The sequence below is a fragment of the Jeongeupia chitinilytica genome, from assembly GCF_014652315.1.
Classification (GTDB): domain Bacteria; phylum Pseudomonadota; class Gammaproteobacteria; order Burkholderiales; family Chitinibacteraceae; genus Jeongeupia; species Jeongeupia chitinilytica.
This window is the reverse complement of the sequence record NZ_BMYO01000002.1, coordinates 85,495-102,778: the sequence shown is the minus strand read 5'-3', so window position 1 is coordinate 102,778 and position 17,284 is coordinate 85,495. Positions and strand designations below refer to the sequence as shown.

Here is a 17,284-nt window from a genome sequence, read left to right as displayed (position 1 = left end):
TGGGTCCGCCGTCCAGACCGGATGCGGTGTTCCGGCGACGGGCCGCTCTATATAAGCAGATGCTTTTTTACAACAGGGCGCCCCCTGGCGCGCGAGTGTGAATTTCACCCGTTCGCCACCGGCTTCGCCCCCCCTGCGCGTGCCCGGATCAGAAGCCGCTTTCGCGATACAGCACCGCCAGCAGGTGCATGCCGCCTTCGACCAGCCAGCTGCGCCGGGCGCCTTCGATCTGCAGTTGCCCCGCCGTCTCGCGCAGGGCCGGCGGTGGCGTGTCGAGCTGGATCAGCACGTGGAAGACCGCCGGATTGGGAATCAGCTCGTTGCGCTCGCTCGAAACCGGAATCGGCCCCTTGTAGCGCGAGGCCAGCACCGGGTGCGACAGCTGGCGCACCTTGGTCCGGCCGACCGTGAGTACCTTGCCGCGGATCGGCGCGGCGTCGCCGACCGGGTAGAAGCGGACCGGATCGCCCGGGCGAACCCGGTCGACATCGTCCTGCTTGATGTAGCCGTCGATCTGCCAGCGGCTCGGGTCGAACAGGATGCCGATCGGCTCTTTCGAGCCGATCCACTGGCCGGCACGACGATCGGGGTCGACATCCTGCCAGACGCCGGCAAACGGCGCTTTCAGCTTGAGCCGGGCAATTTCCGAGCGCGCCGCGGCCGTCTCGCCCAGCTGGACGTTGATGCGCTGCCGGATCGACGCCTGCTGCTCCAGCCCGGCCGCATCGGCGATCAGCCCCGCCATCCGCGCCAGATAGCCCTGCAGTTCGGCTTCCGAGCGCCAGACCTGCGAGTCGATGTCGGGGTTTTCCAGTTCGACCAGCAAGTCGTCGGCCGCCACCTTGCCGACCGGATGCACCTGCTGCAGCCGTGCCGGGAACGGCGCAAAAACGCGAAGCTGGTGCTCCGCCCGGGCGACACCATTGCCATGGATTTCGGTGCGCCACGGCACCGCAACCACCACGGACAACAACGCCAGCAACACCCAGAAGCCATGCCGGCGGCTGACCAGCATGGCGGTGCGGTGCTGCCACCAGTATTTCAGCTCGCGGCCGATCGGCATCATGATGAACCAGGTGATTTCGACAAAAAACAGGAACAACCCGAGCAGCTTGAAAAAGAAGAAATAGACGGTCGCGGCAATCCCGAGGAACAGCACCAGCCGGTACAGCCAGGTGATGTAGGCAAACGCGATCAGCGCGGCGCGGCGTCTCGGTGTGAACGGCTCCGGCCACGGCTCGTCCATCCCCCAGAGCACGCGCCGCAGGCAGACCTTGGCATGCGCGGTGGCCCGCTCGTGCAGGTTCGGAAAGTCGAGCAGGTCGGAGCAGATGAAGTAGCCGTCGAAGCGCATGAAGGGGCTGGCGTTCAGTGCCAGCGACAGCGCCCAGCTCGTCGTCGCCAGATAGAGCAAGGCATTGCGCCACGGGCCCGGATCGCTCAAGGCCCAGCCCAGCGTCGCCAGCCCGGCCAGCGCCAGTTCGCACAGGATGCCGGCCGACGCGACCGCCAGCCGTTGCCGGGCATTGGGCAATTTCCAGCTTTCGCCGGTATCGGTGTACAGCATCGGCCACATCACCACGAAGGCGACGCCCATATGCGCGACCTTCAGCCCCAGCCGGGTCGCGACCAGCGCGTGTGCCAGCTCGTGCAGGGTCTTGGCGACGATCAGCGCCGCAGCAAAGCTCAGCACGCCCTCGGCCGAGAACGACTCGACCACCGCCGAAGTGAACGTGTCCCACTGGTGCAGCACCAGCACGATGCCGGTCAGCCCGGCGAGGATCACCAGTGCTGCGGCGTACGGGCTGAACAGCCAGTCGAGCCGGCCTGCGAGCTGCCCCAGCATGCGCTGCGGCCGCAACAAGGGAATGCGGAAGAACAGGTAGTGGTGCAGCCACCAGTGCCAGTTGAGCCAGGGAAGCCGCTCGTCGCCCCTCCCCTTTGCCGGATTCGCGCTGCGCAGCAGCTGGTTGCGCTCCAGAAACTGCTGGAAGGCGACGACCTGCGCCACGTCCGGATGCAGCGCCGTTTGCGTGGCGATCGCTTCGCAGATCCGCGCCGGCGTCTCGCCCCAGCGCAGCAGGCACTCGAACTCGAGCCAGCCGATCCGGTAAAAGCGGTTGAGCACCACGTCCTGAATCACCCAGCCCGGCTCGCCCTGCCGGTTCGGCGGCGCCGGCATCAGCTTCAGGTCTTCGCGCAGCGGCAAGACCGGCAGGTTTTCCGGCGACGTGCCGATCACCAGCCGGTCCAGGCGCGCACCGCCGCCAGCGGCCGGCGCAGCAGGTAGTACGCCAGCGTCACCCGCTGACCGTAGAGCTTGGCAGTCCCGTGCAGGCCCAGCCGCGCGTGGGCGGGTACGCCGTCGATGCTGGCCAGCAGCGGATAGGCAACCACGCCCGATTCGCTGGGCTTGGCCTGGTAACTGGTTTCGAGCACCTTGCCGTGCAGCGGCGTCAGCGGATAGGCCGTCAGGTAGAGCGTGACCTCGGCGCCGGGTTCGAGCGCGATCGCGTCGGCCACCGGCAGCTCGATCCGCATCGCCGGCTTGCCCGGATCGGCCACCGACAGGATGCGCTCGCCGGTCACCACCGGCTTGCCCAGCCAGTCGTTGACGTCGCTGAACACGGCGACACCGGCCTTGGGCGACTTGACCTGGCTGCGCGTCAGCTGCGCCGTGGCGGCCGCCAGCTCGGCGCGACGCTGCTGCGCCACACCGCCCAGTTCGGCGAGTTCGCCCTTGCTTTGCGGATTGTCGAAAGCACGCTGGCTCGCCGCCATCAGTTCGGCATCGGCAACGGCCACCTGCTTTTCCAGCACGCTGACGCGGTTGCGCAAGGTGGTTTCCTCGAGCGCGAACAGCGGCGTACCGGCCTCGACCTGCTGGTTCGGTCGTACCAGCATGCGCTCGACCACACCGTCGACCGGCGAGCTGACGACCTGTGCTTCGCGCGACACCACCTCGGCCGGCGCGAGCACGGTCAGCGGCACCGGCACGGCCATGATCAGCGCCAGCACCACCGCACCGATCGTGTACTGGCGTTTGCTCAGCCTGATCCGGAAGCGCCGCCGCCGCCTGCTCAGCGCCGCCCAGCAATACGACCAGGTCAGGCGCACCCCGTCGAGCAGGCCCGGGAACGCTTCCGGCGGCGGCTCGTCCAGCAGCACGCACAGCAGTCCCAGCCGGTGCCCCTCGCGGTCGAGCACCGGCAGGACCCAGGCGCCGGCCGGCCACCACTCCTGCCAGCCTTCGACCAGATCGTCGTCCAGCGCCAGCCGGTCGCGCGCCAGCCAGACCGGCGCGTCGCCGCCGGCCTGCGTTGCCAGAAAACGCCCGGCCCGCATCAGCCACACCAGATAGGGCGAATCCTCGCCGGGTTTGGCCAGACCGGACACGGCGAGCAGCTCCAGCCGCCCGCCTTCGTGCTCGGCAAACACCACCGCCTGATAGAACTGCAGGAACGGATAGAGATCGTTCGCCATCGAAAACGCGAGCGCGTCCAGCGACGGCGCCGCCAGCGCCAGGTCGCGCACCGCGTCCAGGCTCAGCAGGAGCTGCGGGTGGGGCAAGGATTCGTTCATTGCGCGTTCGCGAGTTGCGCCACGCCGCTCATGCCGGCCACCAATTCGGGGTACGCGGCGTTCAGGCGGGCCTCGAGCTCGACCGTCTGCGCCACCGCGTCGACCCGCGCATTCACGGCGCTGACCCTGGCCGCATAGGTCTTGCCGGTTTCGTGGATGGTCACATCCAGTGCAGTGCCCTTTTTCAGCTTCCTGAGCAGCGTCGACGGCACATTCAGCCGCACCTTGAGCGCACCGTCGCTGACCAGATCGAACAAGGGCGTCCCGGCCGCGACGGTCTGGTAGGGCTTGACGTAGACCTTGGCGATCCGGCCACCGAACGGCGCCGACACCTTGCAATAACCCAGCTGCGCGTTGGCCAGGGCCAGCGCGCCGTTGGCTTTCTCGACCTCGGTGCGTGCGGTCGCCACCTCGATGTCGCCGGCGGCGTTCAGCGCGTGCATGCCCTGCTTGGCGGTGAGGTTCTGCCTGGCCATGTTCAGCTCGGCCCTGGCGACACTGGCGCGGGCCTGAACCTCGCCGCAGCTGAGCGATGCCAGCGTCGCGCCCTTGCCGACGCTCTGGCCCAGCGAGGCGTTCAGCGTGCCCAGCGTGCCGGCCATCTGGCTCGACAGCGTCGTTTCCAGCACCGGCGCCAGCAGCACCCGCATGGCATTGGGGTCTTCCGGCACGGCCGGCTTGGCGGCGATCGCCCCCGCACTGGCCACGGCGGCCAGCAGCACGACCAGCTTACTGCGCAACCGGCACCGCCTCGACGCCGCTGGAGCCGGTGTTGAGAAGGTATTTCGGACGGCGGAGTTGTTGCTCGGTAACAGTGGCTTGAATGGCATTGGCGAGTGTTTTTACATCCTGTTGATCGATGGTTTCGGGCAGTACGTCGAAACCGACGGAGTTGTACATCCGGCCCCAGGCGGCCTGCGCGCTCGAGTACGCAGCCTCGCGCTGATAGCGCGACAGCAGGTAGCGTCCTTCGGCGCGGATGACTTCGAGCTGGTTGCCGATCGAGGTCGACTTCGCGGCACGGGCATATTCGAGCAGATTGGCGTCGACGCGCAGGCTGTCGTCGGCAAACGCCAGCTCCTGCGACGCCAGCTGGTAACGCAGGGTACCGATCCGGACCTGGGTCAGCACCGCCATCGACAGCGCGATGCGCCGGGTGTCGTCGGTCTGCGCCTGCGCCTGCTGCGCCGCATTGAGCGACGGCAGTTGCAGCAGCTGCAGCAGGTTCAGCGACACGCGGATCCCGGCCTGCGACCAGCTGTTGTTGTACAGATAGGCGTTCGAATCGTACTGACCGCTGAAATCGACACCGATGTTCGGCCACAGCTGCATCTTGGCGATGTCGATGTCGGTCTGGTTCACCCGTTTGCGGTACCACTCTTCCATGATTTCCGGCCGGCTTTCCAGCGCCAGTTGCTCGAGCTCGGCCACGTCGACGTTCGACGTCGGCAACGCCTGTTCGACCGACTCGGCCAGTACCATCTTCGTGCCCGGCGGCAGCGACATCAGCGCGACCAGCTCGGCCTGGGCGAACTCGAGGTCCTGGCGCCGCACCGTCAGCAGGTAGACCGAATCGAGCAGGGCGCGCTGGTAGGCCAGCGCCTCCTGCTTGGGCAGGAAACCCTTGGCCTCGGCCTCGCGCGCGGCCGTCAGCGCCTTCTGCGTTTGCCGCAGCAGTGCATCGACCTCGGGCTTGAGCCGCTGCGCCGACAGCGCACGCCAGTAGGCGTTGCGCACGTCCTGCAGCACGTTCTGCGCGACCTTGCGGCGGCGCTCTTCGGCCATCAGGATCTGGTCGTTCTTCTGCTGTGCGCGATAGTAGGCAATGCCGAAGTCGAGCACGCTCCAGCTCAGCGTCAGGCCGCTGAGATTGTGATAGCGCTCTTCCGAGGTCGACGGCCGAAGGCTGACCTGGCCGTCCTCGATGCCGATCGAGGTACCGCCGGAATCATTGTTGCGGCCGGTACGCCCGGCCGAAGCCACCAGCTTGGGCAGCATCTCGTAGCTGGAAACGTCGCGCAGATTGGCCGCCAGCGCGCTTTCCATCAGCTTGAGCCGGTAGTCGAGGTTGTACTTGAGCGCGCGTGCGGCCGCTTCGTAGAAGGTAATCGGCCCGGTCACCGGTTCCTGATTGGCATACATCAGCCGCTGGTCGTCGACGACACGCTTTTGCATCTCGTCCTTGCCGGCGGGTTTGGACTCGAAGTTCGCGCATGCGGACAGCAGTGCCCCCGCCATCACGATACCGAGCGTCTTTGCTGCGGGTTTTCTCATTTTTATCCCTTGTGTGCACCAGCGTTCTTTGGCGGTTGATCCACATGAAGTTTCTGCGCGGCCTGACGCAGTTGCGCCTTGAATCCGCTGGCGGTGGTCTTCGCCGCGGCCGGCGCCTCCTGCGGGACCGGCGCGTCGGCCAGATGCTCGCGCAGCGGCGCATAGATCGACGGATCGGACAGCAGACCGTCGGCACTCAGCGAAGTACGGCCATGGCGGAAAGTCATCCACGCCAGATCCAGATCGCTGAATTGCTGGCTGGCACGCACCGCCTGGGTCACGAACTGACCGTTCACCTGCCCCAACCGGGCGCCGATCGACGCGCTCCGGACCTCCGGACTCACCTGCCAGTTGATCGACGTGGCGTTCAGCGGCCGTGCATCGATCCGGTGCTCCAGGTTTTCGTCCCGGACCACCTGGGTGATGAACACCCCCGGATCGACATCCGGCAGCTGGCCGTTGCGGTCGCCGAGCTCGTCGATCGGGCGGTAATACTGGTCGCCGTCGGGACCGGTCGGATTGACGTCCGGCGGCGGCACGTAAGGCGCCGGGATCACCAGCCGGATCACCAGCGTCGCCTGATCGGTCGCGCCCAGCTGGTCGCTGATCGTGTAGGTGAAATCGTCGTGCAGCAGCGGCCCGAAGCCGGCAGCGGCCAGCACTTCCGGATTGCTCATGTCGATGTCGTAGCGGTAGCTGCCGTCGGCATTGAGGACCAGGGTGCCGTAGCGCCCCTTCAGCCCTTGGCCGACCACGCCGTCGGCGCCCTGTCCGGTTTCGGTGCCGGTACGCACCTTGACCACGGTCAGCGCATCGTTGGCATCGACATCGCTGTCGTTCGGCAGCACGTTGCCGCTGCCCTGCGGCGTCGGCTTGTCGCCATCGGCAATGCTGCTGTCGTCACGCGCCACCGGTGCATCGTTGGCGCCCTGGATGCTGACGATCAGGCGGGCGGTCACCGTCGCACCAGCCGCATCGCGCATCTCGTAGACGAACACGTCCGACAGCGGCTGATCGCTGGCACGCAAGGCCTGAACCGCTGCGTTGGTGTTGTCGACGGCATAGGTGTATGCGCCGTCGGCGTTCAGCGTCAGCCGGCCGTAACGGCCGTTCAGCCCGGTGCCCGCATCGCTGCTGGCGCCCGCATCATTGCTGAAGCGGACGACCTGTTTCGTCTCGCCGTTGGCGACGCTGTCGACATCGCTGTCGTTGTCGAGCACGTTGCCGCCCGGGTCGACACCGGCATTGCCGTTGGCAACACCGCCGGCCTCGACCGCCGTGGCGTGATCGTCGCGCGCCACCGGCGTGTCGTTACGACCGTCGATGGTAATCCGCAACTCGGCGCTGTCGTCGGCGCCCCAGACGTCGTTGATCGTGTAGGTGAACACGTCTTCGAGCGTCTGGCCGCTGACGCGCAGGGCCTCGACTTCCGGCAGCGTATTGTCGACCTCGTAATGCCAGCTGCCGTCGGCGGCGATCGTCAGCGTGCCGTAGCGGCCCTGCAGCGCCGTGCCGATGCTGCCGGCGGTGCCGCTGCCACCGGCATCGCCGGTACGGATGCCGACCACGGTCAGCGTATCGCCTTCCAGATCGGTGTCGTTGCCGAGCACATTGCCGCTCGGATTCACCCCGGCCTGGCCGTTGGCCACGCCGGATGCCTCGATCGCCTGCGCCGCGTCGTTTTCGGCGTTCGGCGCATCGTTGCGGCCGATGATGGTCAGCGTCAGCTGCGCCAGATCGCGCAGGCTGCCGCCGTCCTTGACCTGATAGGTGAACACGTCCCGGACCGTCTGCAGCGGCTTGAGCGCCAGCAGTGTCGCGTTGCCGGTATCGATCTTGTATTCGTAACTGCCGTCGGCATTGATGAACAGCGTGCCGTACAGCCCCTGGATCTGCGTGGCGACGCCGGCGTCGACCGAATCCAGCGTACCGCCGTCGGCTTCCGCACCGACGCGGATGCCGCTGACCAGCTTGATGTCGTTGGCGTCGACATCGGTGTCGTTGCCGAGCACGTTGCCCTTCGGGTTGACGGCCACCGACTTGCCGTTGTCGGTGATGCCCAAGCCGGTATCGTTGCCGGCCACCGGAGCATCCCAGGCGCCGTGAATCGGAATCAGCAGCCGCGCCGTAGCCGGCGCACCGGCCGCATCGACGATCTGGTACTCGAAGATCTCGTTGAGCTGGTCGCCGGGCTTCAAGGCCTGGACCGCAGCCAGATCGTTGTTCAGGGCGTAGTGATAGCTGCCGTCGGCGCTGATCGTCAGCGTGCCGTACTGCCCGGCCACGGAGACCGGGCCGGTGCTGCCGACGCTGGCACCGAGATTGCCGGACAGGTTCAGGCTGCGGGCGTTGGTCACCACGCGGGAGTCACCGGCATCGACGTCGCTGTCGTTGCTCATCACGTTGCCGATCGCATCGACCCCGATCGCGTTGTTGAAGGTGCCGCCCGCCTCGATCGTCGGCATGCCGATGTCGAGCGCAACCGGATTGTCGTTCCGGCCTTCGATGACCACGGTCAGCGTTGCCGTGCTGGTCGCGCCAGCAGCATCGCGGATCGTGTAGGTGAATACCTCGGTCAGCGTCTGCCCGGCCAGGCGCAGCGCCTGGACACGCGCGTTGTCGTTGTCGACAACGTAGCGGTAGTTGCCGTCGGCACCGAGCGTCAGCGTGCCGTAGTCCCCGGCCAGCCCCACGCCCACAGTGCCGTTCCTGCTGCCGAACGCCACCCCCGAGACGATCATCGTTTCGCCGTTGGCGGCGGTGTCGACGTCGCTGTCGTTGGCCAGCACATTGCCGGTCGGGTCGACCCCGGCGATGTTGTTGTTGACGCCGCCGGCTTCGACCGCCCGGGCGTCGTCGTTCTGCGCGACCGGCGCGTCGTTCGCGCCCGAAATCCGGATCGTCAGCGTGGTGAAGCTGCCCGGGCCGTGCGCGCCGTCGGTATCGATGACCGTATAGCCGAAGGTATCGACCAGCGGCGTCGAGCTTGCCAGCAATGCCTGTACCGCCGGCATGCTGTTGTCGACGCGATAGCTGTAACTGCCGTCGGCCTTCAGCGTCAGCCAGCCGAACTGGCCACGCAGCTCGGTGCCCAGCGTACCGACGGTGCCGCCGGCGGCATCGCTGCCGGTACGGACATCGAGCACGGCCTTGGTTTCACCCCTTGCAATGCTGTCGACGTCGGTATCGTTGCCCAGCACATTGCCGGTCGGATCGACACCCGGTGCATTGTTGCCGACGCCGCCGGCCTCGCGTGCCTCTGCCGTGTCCGCCACGCCGACCGGATTGTCGTTCTTGCCGGCAACCAGAATCACGATCGTCGCCGAATCGAAGCCGCCCTTGCCATCGCCGATCGTGTAGGTGAAGTATTCGACCAGATCGTTGCTCAGCCCCCGCAGCGCCTGGACAGTGGGATTGCTGTTGTCGACGACGTAGCTGTAGTTGCCGTTGGCATCGACGGTCAGCGTGCCGTACAGGCCCACGACGCCGGTACCACCCACGCCGCTACCGTCGGTCACCGGCAGGCCGTCGGCCTCTTTGCCGGTCCGGACGCCGTACACGGTGATCGGGTCGCCATCCGGGTCGAAGCTGCTCGCCGTGGCGTCGCCCCCCGGATTGATCCCCAGCGTACCGTTGGCCTCGCCGCCGGCCTCGATTGCAATCGCGCCGATGTTCTGCGCGACCGGCGGATCGTTGACACCGTGGATGGTAATGACGATCTGCGCCAGATCGGTCTGGCCGCCCGGGTCGCGAACCGCATAGGTGTAGACCACGGTCTTGGTCTGCCCCGCATTCAGGTTCTGCAGCTCGGTATTGCTGCTGTCGACATCGAACACGTAGGAACCGTCGGCGCCGATGCGCAGGCTGCCGTAGGCGGTGACGATTTCGGTGCCGTTGGCCGACGTCGTGCCCGCCGTGACCGCAGTCAGGCTGCCGGCATCGCCCTCGGCACCGACGCGGATGCCGCTGACGGTCAACTGCGCGCGCGTGTTGTCGATATCGCTGTCGACGCCGGTGCCCGAACCGGTGTCCGGATGGCTCGGCTGGTTGATCACGTTGCCCGAGGCGTTCAGTTCCTGCCCCGGCATATTGGTCGCCGCGACCTGGGCATCGTTGCTGTCGTCGGTGGCCACCGGCGCATCGTTCGCGCCCTTGACGGTGATGTCCAGCCGGGCGTAGTTCAGCAGACCGCCGGTATCGCGCAGCAGGTAAGTGAAATGCTCGACCAGCACGTCCCCGGTGTTCAGCTTCTGCACATCGGCGTTGGCGTTGTCGATCACGTAGGTGTACATGCCGTTGGCATTCAGCGTCATCGTGCCGTACTTGCCGACGACGACGACCGAAGTGCCGTTGCCGATCAGGGTCAGATCGGCGACTGCCGTCACTTCGTCCGGCTGCATGTTGGTCAGCGCGAAAATGCTGCGGCCGTCACCGGCATCCGGGTCGGTGTCGTTGACGAACACATTGCCGCTTGCGTCCTGGCCGCCGCTGCCGTTGTTGGTGCCGCCCTTCTCGATCGCCTCGCCGACATCGTCGCCGGCCAGCGGTGCGTCGTTGGCGCCCTGGATGCTCACGGTCAGCGTCGCGCCCGAGGTCGCACCGGCCTTGTCGGCAATGGTGTAGTCGAACGTTTCGGTCAACGGCGGACTGGACGGCAGCAAGGCCTGCACGGCCGGCAGCGAATTGTCGACCACATAGGTATAGCGGCCGTCCGACTGGACGATCAGCTTGCCGTACAGGCCCTGGATGGTTTGCGAGCCACCGTCTGCCACGGCGGTCTGCGCCGCACCGCCGGTCCCGACGCTGCTCACGCGCAGCACGTCCTGATTGGTCGCGATATCGACGTCGGTGTCGTTGGCGAGCAGGCTGCCGCTCGGGTTGACCCCCGCCTTGAGGTTGTCGTGGCCGCCGGCCTCGACCGCCTGCGCGCTGTCGTTGTTGGCCACCGGGGCATCGTTGACGGCGATGACGGTGATCGCCAGCGTATCGGTATCGGTCAGGCGGTCGGCGGCTTCGCCCGGCGTGCCGTTGCCGTTGGCATCGCCGAAGTTGCCCAGATCGTCGGTGACGATGGTCAGCGTATCGCTGCCGTTGAAGTTCAGGTCACCCTGATAGCGCAGCAACGCGAGCGCGGCATTCAGTACGTCGGTGTGACCGGTCAGCACCAGCGTTTTGGTACCGGCGCCGTTGATCGACAGGCCATTGACGGTGCCCGCCAGCGACAGCGTACCGTTGACCACGGTCAGCGTGATCTGCATGTCGCGCGAATTGGCGGCGACGCCCGAATCGACGTCGACGTCACTGACGCTCAGCCCGGTGATCGCGATCGGCGTGTCTTCGTTGCCCGACGCGGTCGTCGTGGTCAGGTGATTGACCGGCGCATCGTTCTGCTCGACATAGCCGACGTTGGCCTGCGAACTTGCTGCATCGCCGAGCAGGATCCTGATCTGTCCCAGCGGCGTCGACGTGTCGTTGTCGATGCGCACGCGCAGATCGCCAAAGTTGCCGGTGCTCAGCGCCGTGCTGGTGTCGACGTCGATCTGGTAAGTGCCCTGCGGCAGCACGCCGAAGCGGTAGTTGCCCGAAGCGTCGGTCGTGGTCGTGAAGACCAGATTGTCGGCGCTGGTCGAAATGTCGCCGTCGGCACCGGCCCACGTCAGCTTGACCGTCACACCGGCCAGCCCCGGGCCGTCCGGCACCGCGCTGCCGGTTGCGCTTTGCGTGTCGTTCCACAAAGTGCCGCTGACAATCCCCAGACCGGCGCCGTCGACACGGACGTAGTTGTTGACGCCGCCGCTGTCGTTGCGCTCGCCGCTGGCGCTGCCGTCGGCGCCGACCGACGAACCGCCCCACTGCGTGAACGACTCGGGCAGGCTGCTCCACGCCAGTCGCGCATCGGTACTGGCAATCGTCGTGGTATTGGGCAGATCGATCTGGTAGACGAACTTGACCGATGTCCCGGCGGCCAGTTTGTCGAAATGCACCGACACGCCGTTGCCGCCGACCGTGGCGCTGAAGCCGTACTCGGGCGGAATCGCCGTGCCGTTGATGTCGTACTGGACGCCGTTGATTTCGACGCGGACGCCGGTGGCGTTGCTGCCCTGCGGGTAGCTGTCCGTCAGCACCACATCGTAGGCATCGGCGTTGCCGGTCTGGGTGAAGCTCAGCGTCACCGTGGCATTGCCGGTGCTCGTACCCGGCTTCGGATCGAAGGCGGTGACGGTCTTGTCGAGCGGACCGAAGTTCGGCTCGACCACTTTTTCGTACAGCGTATCGACCGGCGACAGACTGGTGCTGCCGGAGAAATCCTGGAACTGCACCGCCAGCGGCGCCGCGATGGCACTGCTGTCGGCGACGTTGTTGACCCGGACGTTGAATTCGAGCGACAGGCCTTCGAAGTCGGCATCCTGATCACGGTTGATCAGCGTGCCGAGATGGAAGGTGATGACCTGCCGTCCCTGGCCATCGACCGTCACCTCGATGTAGGCGCCGTTGAGCACCGCCGCCGGCTTGGCCCCGGCCAGCTGCGGGTCGATCATCGCCGCTGCGCCATGCGTCTGGTTGCCGGTCAGATTCAGCGTCCCGGACGTCGTCAGGTTGAGCTGGTCGGACGAAATGCCGAGCTGGTTGGCGATGAAGGCCAGCAGCACCGTGCTGTCGCCCTCGACCAGACTCAGGCCCTTGTCGAGCGTGACGCGGATGCTGTAGTCGTCGGTCCGGCCCTCGGGCACCAGCGAGACGACGCGATAACGGATGATTTCGCCGACCGCGACGTTCTCGCTGTCGGCATTGGTCGGCGACGGTGCGGCGGTATCGCCCAGCCCGCCGACACGCGACACCAGCAGTGCCTGCGCAATCCGCTGGGTATAGGTGCTGTTGACGGTGTAGTCGTTGAGCGCCCCGCTGTTCAGCGTGCCGTCGGCACCGGTCCGCTCGCCGGCCGGGTCCGCAACCGTGTTGTTGCTGCCGTTCAGGCTGCTCCAGCTGACCGAGGCGGTGTTGCCGAACGCGGTTTCGCTTGCGGCGGCCGAGGTGACGATGCCGGAGAAATGCAGCGTGATGCTGCCGCCCTTGACGATGTCGATGTTGGCGCCGTTGACGGTACGCAGCACGCCGTTGACGATCTCGAAATCGACACTGCCGTTGTTGGTGGCACCGTTGGCGTAGCTGACGCTGATCAGCTGATAGTTCATCAGCTCGGGCGGCAGCACGTCGTTCAGCCGGATGTCGAAGGCATCGTAGTCCGAGCCCGCAGTGCCGTTGCTGATCGTCAGGACGTACTCGACCTTGTCGCCGGCGTCGACGCCGATCGCCGGCGCCGTCACCAGCGTCGACTGGCTGACCTGCAGGGTCGGTTCGACGATGGTGATCGTCGGCTTGCTGCCGGAAGCGGCAATGGTGCGGTCGGTGGCCGTGCCGCCAGCGGTGTCGCCGTCGGGGTCGCTGAACACGACGCGCACGTCGTTGCCGTGGGTCACGCCGGCCTGATTGCCGCTGACGTTGTTGGCGATCAGCCGGATCCGGATCACGAAGCTGTTGTTGCCGGCCACGTTGTCGGCACTGGTCGTCGCCGCGCTGAAGGTCCAGCGTGCGTCGACGCCATCCTGCCCCAGCGTGCCGGACACGCCGGTCATGCTGCCGACGGTGACGTTGCCGTTGAAGTCGGCACTCAGCGCCGCACTGCCTGCGGCGGTGGTGATCAGCGCATAGCCGACGCCGTTGTAGCCGGTATCCAGCCGCATGCCCGGCGGGATGAGGTCCTCGACCCGCAGGTTCTGGATGCCGCCCTCGGGCAGCGTCACGACGATGTCGTAATCCATGCCCTCGCCGATGACGAGGTTGCTGCCGGTGGTGTGGCCGGCGGTCGAATCGCCGTTGTCGAGACTGCCGCCGCCGAAGACGACACGCACGGACGGCGAGGCGACCTGCTCGCCGGCCTTGTCGATCACGTCGACCGGGGCGAAATCCTTGCCGTTGTTGACGCTGGCGTAGTTCGTCACCGCTCCCGCGCTTTCCAGCGTGGCTGCGGCGGCAATCGCCGCGTCGGCGCGCACGTCGTAGCTGATCACGACGATGTTGCTGCCGTCGGTATCGGCCGCAGTACCGGCGCGGCCGGCCAGCAGGCTGCCCTGTCCGCCGGCATCGAGGAAGGTGATGACGTTGCCGGACACGCTGTAATCGACACCCAGCTGCAGCTGCGTGCCGTCACCACGATAGATTTTCAGATTGGCCGCGGCGAGCGAGCCGCCGTCGAAGCTCAGGCCGGCCGGGATGTCGATCCGCACGGTCACGTCGAACGCATTGCCGCCACCGGAGTTCTCGATCGCCGTCGCCAGACGCAGCCGGTCACCGGCGTCGATGCCGGTGATGTCGCCGTTGACCGCCGTCAGGTCGGTGATCCTGCCGGTGAACGGTGCACCGCCCGAGCCGGGGGCGCCCCAGCTGCCGGTCGTGCCGGTGATCGTGCCGTTGCTGCTGCTGACGACGCCATGGCGTACGTCGAGGCTGGGCTCGGCGATCGACTGGATCGTCACCGCGTCGGACGAGATCAGCGGCGCGTGATTGATCGTGGTCTGCTGGTTCGACTGCGCCAGCACGGCCAGGCTGCGCTGGTCGGCAAACGGTGCATCGCCGACGCGGAGGGTGAATTTCAGCGCGATCCTGCTGCCCTGGGCCGCGTTGACCGCATAGTCGCCGAAATCGAAAATGACCGAGTTGCCGGGGCCGGAACGGACCGTGAACGGACCGAGATTGGTGTTGCCGCCGGGGCCGCCGACCAGCTCCCACTGTCCGGCACCACTGCCGTTGCTCCAGTTGATCGTCGACACGTCGAACAGCGGCAGCGGCAGGTAGGCGGTCAGCGTCAGGTGTTCGTAGTCGCCGGTAACCAGATCGTAGTTCAGGTCGAAGGTGACCACGTCGCCGGGGCGCAGCTCGCCATTGGCCGGCGGTGTGCCGCCGTTGACCTTGTCGATGTCGATATCGATCGTGCTGGTCGGGATCGTCACCGTGGTCGACGAACCGTCGGTTTGCGTGCTGCCGGACAGGTTCAGCCGGTCCAGCAGGACGGTGGCCGACACGCTGGCGTTGTTGCCGACCGCGTCGCCCTCGTTGATTTCCTTCTGGGTGTAATTGCCGGTGTAGCTCTGGGCGATGACCGCCGTGTAGGCGATCAGTGCGCCGGTTGCGCCTTGCAGTACGTCGTCGAACGCCAGATCGCCGACCAGATCGCCCGCCTGCTGCGCCTGCCGGATCGACGCCTTGATGTCGAAGGTGAGCGTGGTGACGCCATTGGCGTCGGTCGAACTGGTGTAGATCAGGTTGACCGTCTTGGTCACGCCGTCGACGACATAACTGAACGTGGGCGTACCGCTCAGCGTCTGGCCGTCGGCCAGCGTATCGACGACCTTGAACTCGCCCTGATTGAGGATGTTGCCGCCGAAGGCAAAGTAGTCCGAGATCGCCAGCTGCAACGAGTAGCTCAGCGTATCACCCGGCGTCAGCCCGGCGCTGCCGGTGTCCACCTGGATGGCCGCGACCTTGTGCAGCGTGATCGACTTGGCCACGAACGAGGCATTGCTGCCGGTGCCACTGCCGGTGAAATCGACCGGATCGCCCGAAGCCAGCCGGTCGCGCGGATCCAGTGGCTGCCACTTGCCGGCGGCCTGTGGCGTACCGAAGGTGATCGTACGCGAGCTGCCGGTGTTGGCGTCGAGCACGGCCGAGCCGCCGTTGTCGCTTTCGGGCACGTAGAACTGCACCACGATATTGCCCGGCGCACTCAGGCTGGCATAGCTGACGGTGTAGCTGCTGATGAACACCGTATCCGACGCGATGGCCGCATCGATCAGCACCTTGTCGGTCAACTTCACGCCGTTGCTCAGCGTCACCGAGGTCAGCGTGCCCCCGCTGCCCGGATCGATCTTGGTGACCTGAATCTGGTCGGGCACGGTCTGGGTGACGGTGACGTTGCTCAGGGTCTGGCCGTTGGCCGGCTTGACCGTGACGGTTTCCGAGTGGCGGTAGTTCGGGCCGGTCGGCGTCTCGCCTTCAGGCATGTCGACCGACTGCGTCAGCGTCACCAGCGTCGGGTGCACGGTAAAGCTGTGCAGCGTCTGCTCGACCCGGCTCGGGTCGACCGTCGGGTTGTTGGCCGAGTCGTTGCCGTACTGGAAGCCCGCACGCGCCTTGATCACCAGGTCCGGGCCGCCCGCGCCGCTGTTGTCGTACGCGGTGTCGGCCAGATTGCTCAGTACCGCGGTCACCTGGATGCCCACGGTCGGCTGGTCCTTGCCGATGCTGCTGAACGGCACCTGCAACACCACCAGCTGATCGCCGGCGCGCATGCCGTAATCGGCGGCGTTTAGCACGACCGGCTGGCCGAGATTGTCCTTGGCCAGCGGGTGCGTCGCCTTGCCCGAGGCGTCGAACGTCAGCACATAGCTCTGGATGTTTTGGCCCAGATACGACGCCGCGACGAAGGACACACCGTCGTCACCGTCCTTGCCGGTTCTGGGCAGGAACAGGTCGATGTAGGGCGCGTAACCTTCCTGCGTCGACGGGTTGGTGAAATTGAGCGTGAACGTCAGCTGGTCGCCGATCAGCGTGTCGGTCCCGCCGCTGGTGAAGCCGACCGTCGGGCTGGCATCGGCCAGCAGGCCGTTGAAGCTCGCCAGCGCCCGGTCGCTCAGCGCCAGTGCCTTGTCAACGTCGCCACTCCGGACTTCCAGCGTCCAGTTGCCGCCAGCGGCGGCATTGCCGGTATCGTCGCTCGAGGCCCCGACATCGGCTCCGGTTTCCTTGGCGAGCAATTGCACCAGCGTGCGGCCGGCCTCGCCGGCGCCGATATTGCAACCGTAAAGCTGGATATCGGCGCCGCTATTGAGTTCGGCCCGCCAGCCGGCCAGCGTATCGGCCGATTGACGTACAACGTCGCTGGTAAATACGCGATTGCCGAGATCGAATTGGCCACTGCTGCCGTGCGAGAAAATCTGGATCGAATCGACCTTGCCCATCGCGGTCAGTGCCTGGCTGATGGCCGCCAATGCATCGTCGCCAATGTTGACGATAATGGCCTTGCTGTCGGCCGGCAATTGCGCCAGCAGCGCATCACGGTTTTCAAGCCGCGCGTCGATCACCACCAGATTGCGCGGCGCCGGCGCGGATGCCGGTACATCGCGCGGTTCGGCCACCGCGGCCGGCCGGGTGACCGCGGCGGCATCCGCACCGGCATGATGCTGCTGGTCGACTGCCACGGCGGCGGCGCCGTCGAACAGGATGCGGGGTTCGAGTGCCATCGCCAGCGTGGTCGGACGCAGAATGCCCGCGGTGCGCTTGCCCGCCATATTGTCTTCACGTTTCACGATCGCCCCGCCAATTCATGGAAACCCGATTTCAATCATAGTAATGGATCGATTGGCGCAAATGC

General features: G+C 66.4%; 5 protein-coding genes. All 5 read right to left on the bottom strand.

The features are described 5' to 3' along the window. Positions 1-148: 148 nt before the first annotated feature. Genes IE097_RS03560 through IE097_RS03540 form a run of 5 tightly spaced genes read right to left on the bottom strand, consistent with a single transcriptional unit; the run spans position 149 to position 17,219 of the window. Positions 149-2,242 (bottom strand): site-2 protease family protein, encoded by a 2,094-nt coding sequence (locus IE097_RS03560; protein WP_229797409.1) that lies wholly within the window; start codon positions 2,240-2,242, stop codon positions 149-151. Continuing rightward, on the bottom strand, positions 2,239-3,582 hold the full coding sequence (locus IE097_RS03555; protein WP_189458776.1) for an efflux RND transporter periplasmic adaptor subunit: 1,344 nt from the start codon (positions 3,580-3,582) through the stop codon (positions 2,239-2,241). Before IE097_RS03555 ends, IE097_RS03560 begins: the two co-directional genes overlap by 4 nt. After that, the gene (locus IE097_RS03550; protein WP_229797408.1) at positions 3,579-4,322 is read right to left on the bottom strand and encodes an efflux RND transporter periplasmic adaptor subunit; all 744 of its coding nucleotides are present in this window, start codon (positions 4,320-4,322) and stop codon (positions 3,579-3,581) included. Before IE097_RS03550 ends, IE097_RS03555 begins: the two co-directional genes overlap by 4 nt. Continuing rightward, complete coding sequence (locus tag IE097_RS03545; RefSeq protein ID WP_189458774.1) at positions 4,312-5,856, bottom strand: TolC family protein; 1,545 nt, start codon at positions 5,854-5,856, stop codon at positions 4,312-4,314. Before IE097_RS03545 ends, IE097_RS03550 begins: the two co-directional genes overlap by 11 nt. A 2-nt stretch (positions 5,857-5,858) precedes the next feature. Further along, positions 5,859-17,219, bottom strand: a complete 11,361-nt coding sequence (locus tag IE097_RS03540) for a cadherin-like domain-containing protein (RefSeq protein ID WP_229797407.1) — start codon at positions 17,217-17,219, stop codon at positions 5,859-5,861. Between the last annotated feature and the right edge of the window lie 65 nt (positions 17,220-17,284).

Coding starts and splice junctions, on each gene's coding strand:
- IE097_RS03555 (WP_189458776.1), bottom strand. CDS start 3,582: ATGAACGAATCCTTGCCCCACCCGCAGCTCCTGCTGAGCCTGGACGCG.
- IE097_RS03545 (WP_189458774.1), bottom strand. CDS start 5,856: ATGAGAAAACCCGCAGCAAAGACGCTCGGTATCGTGATGGCGGGGGCA.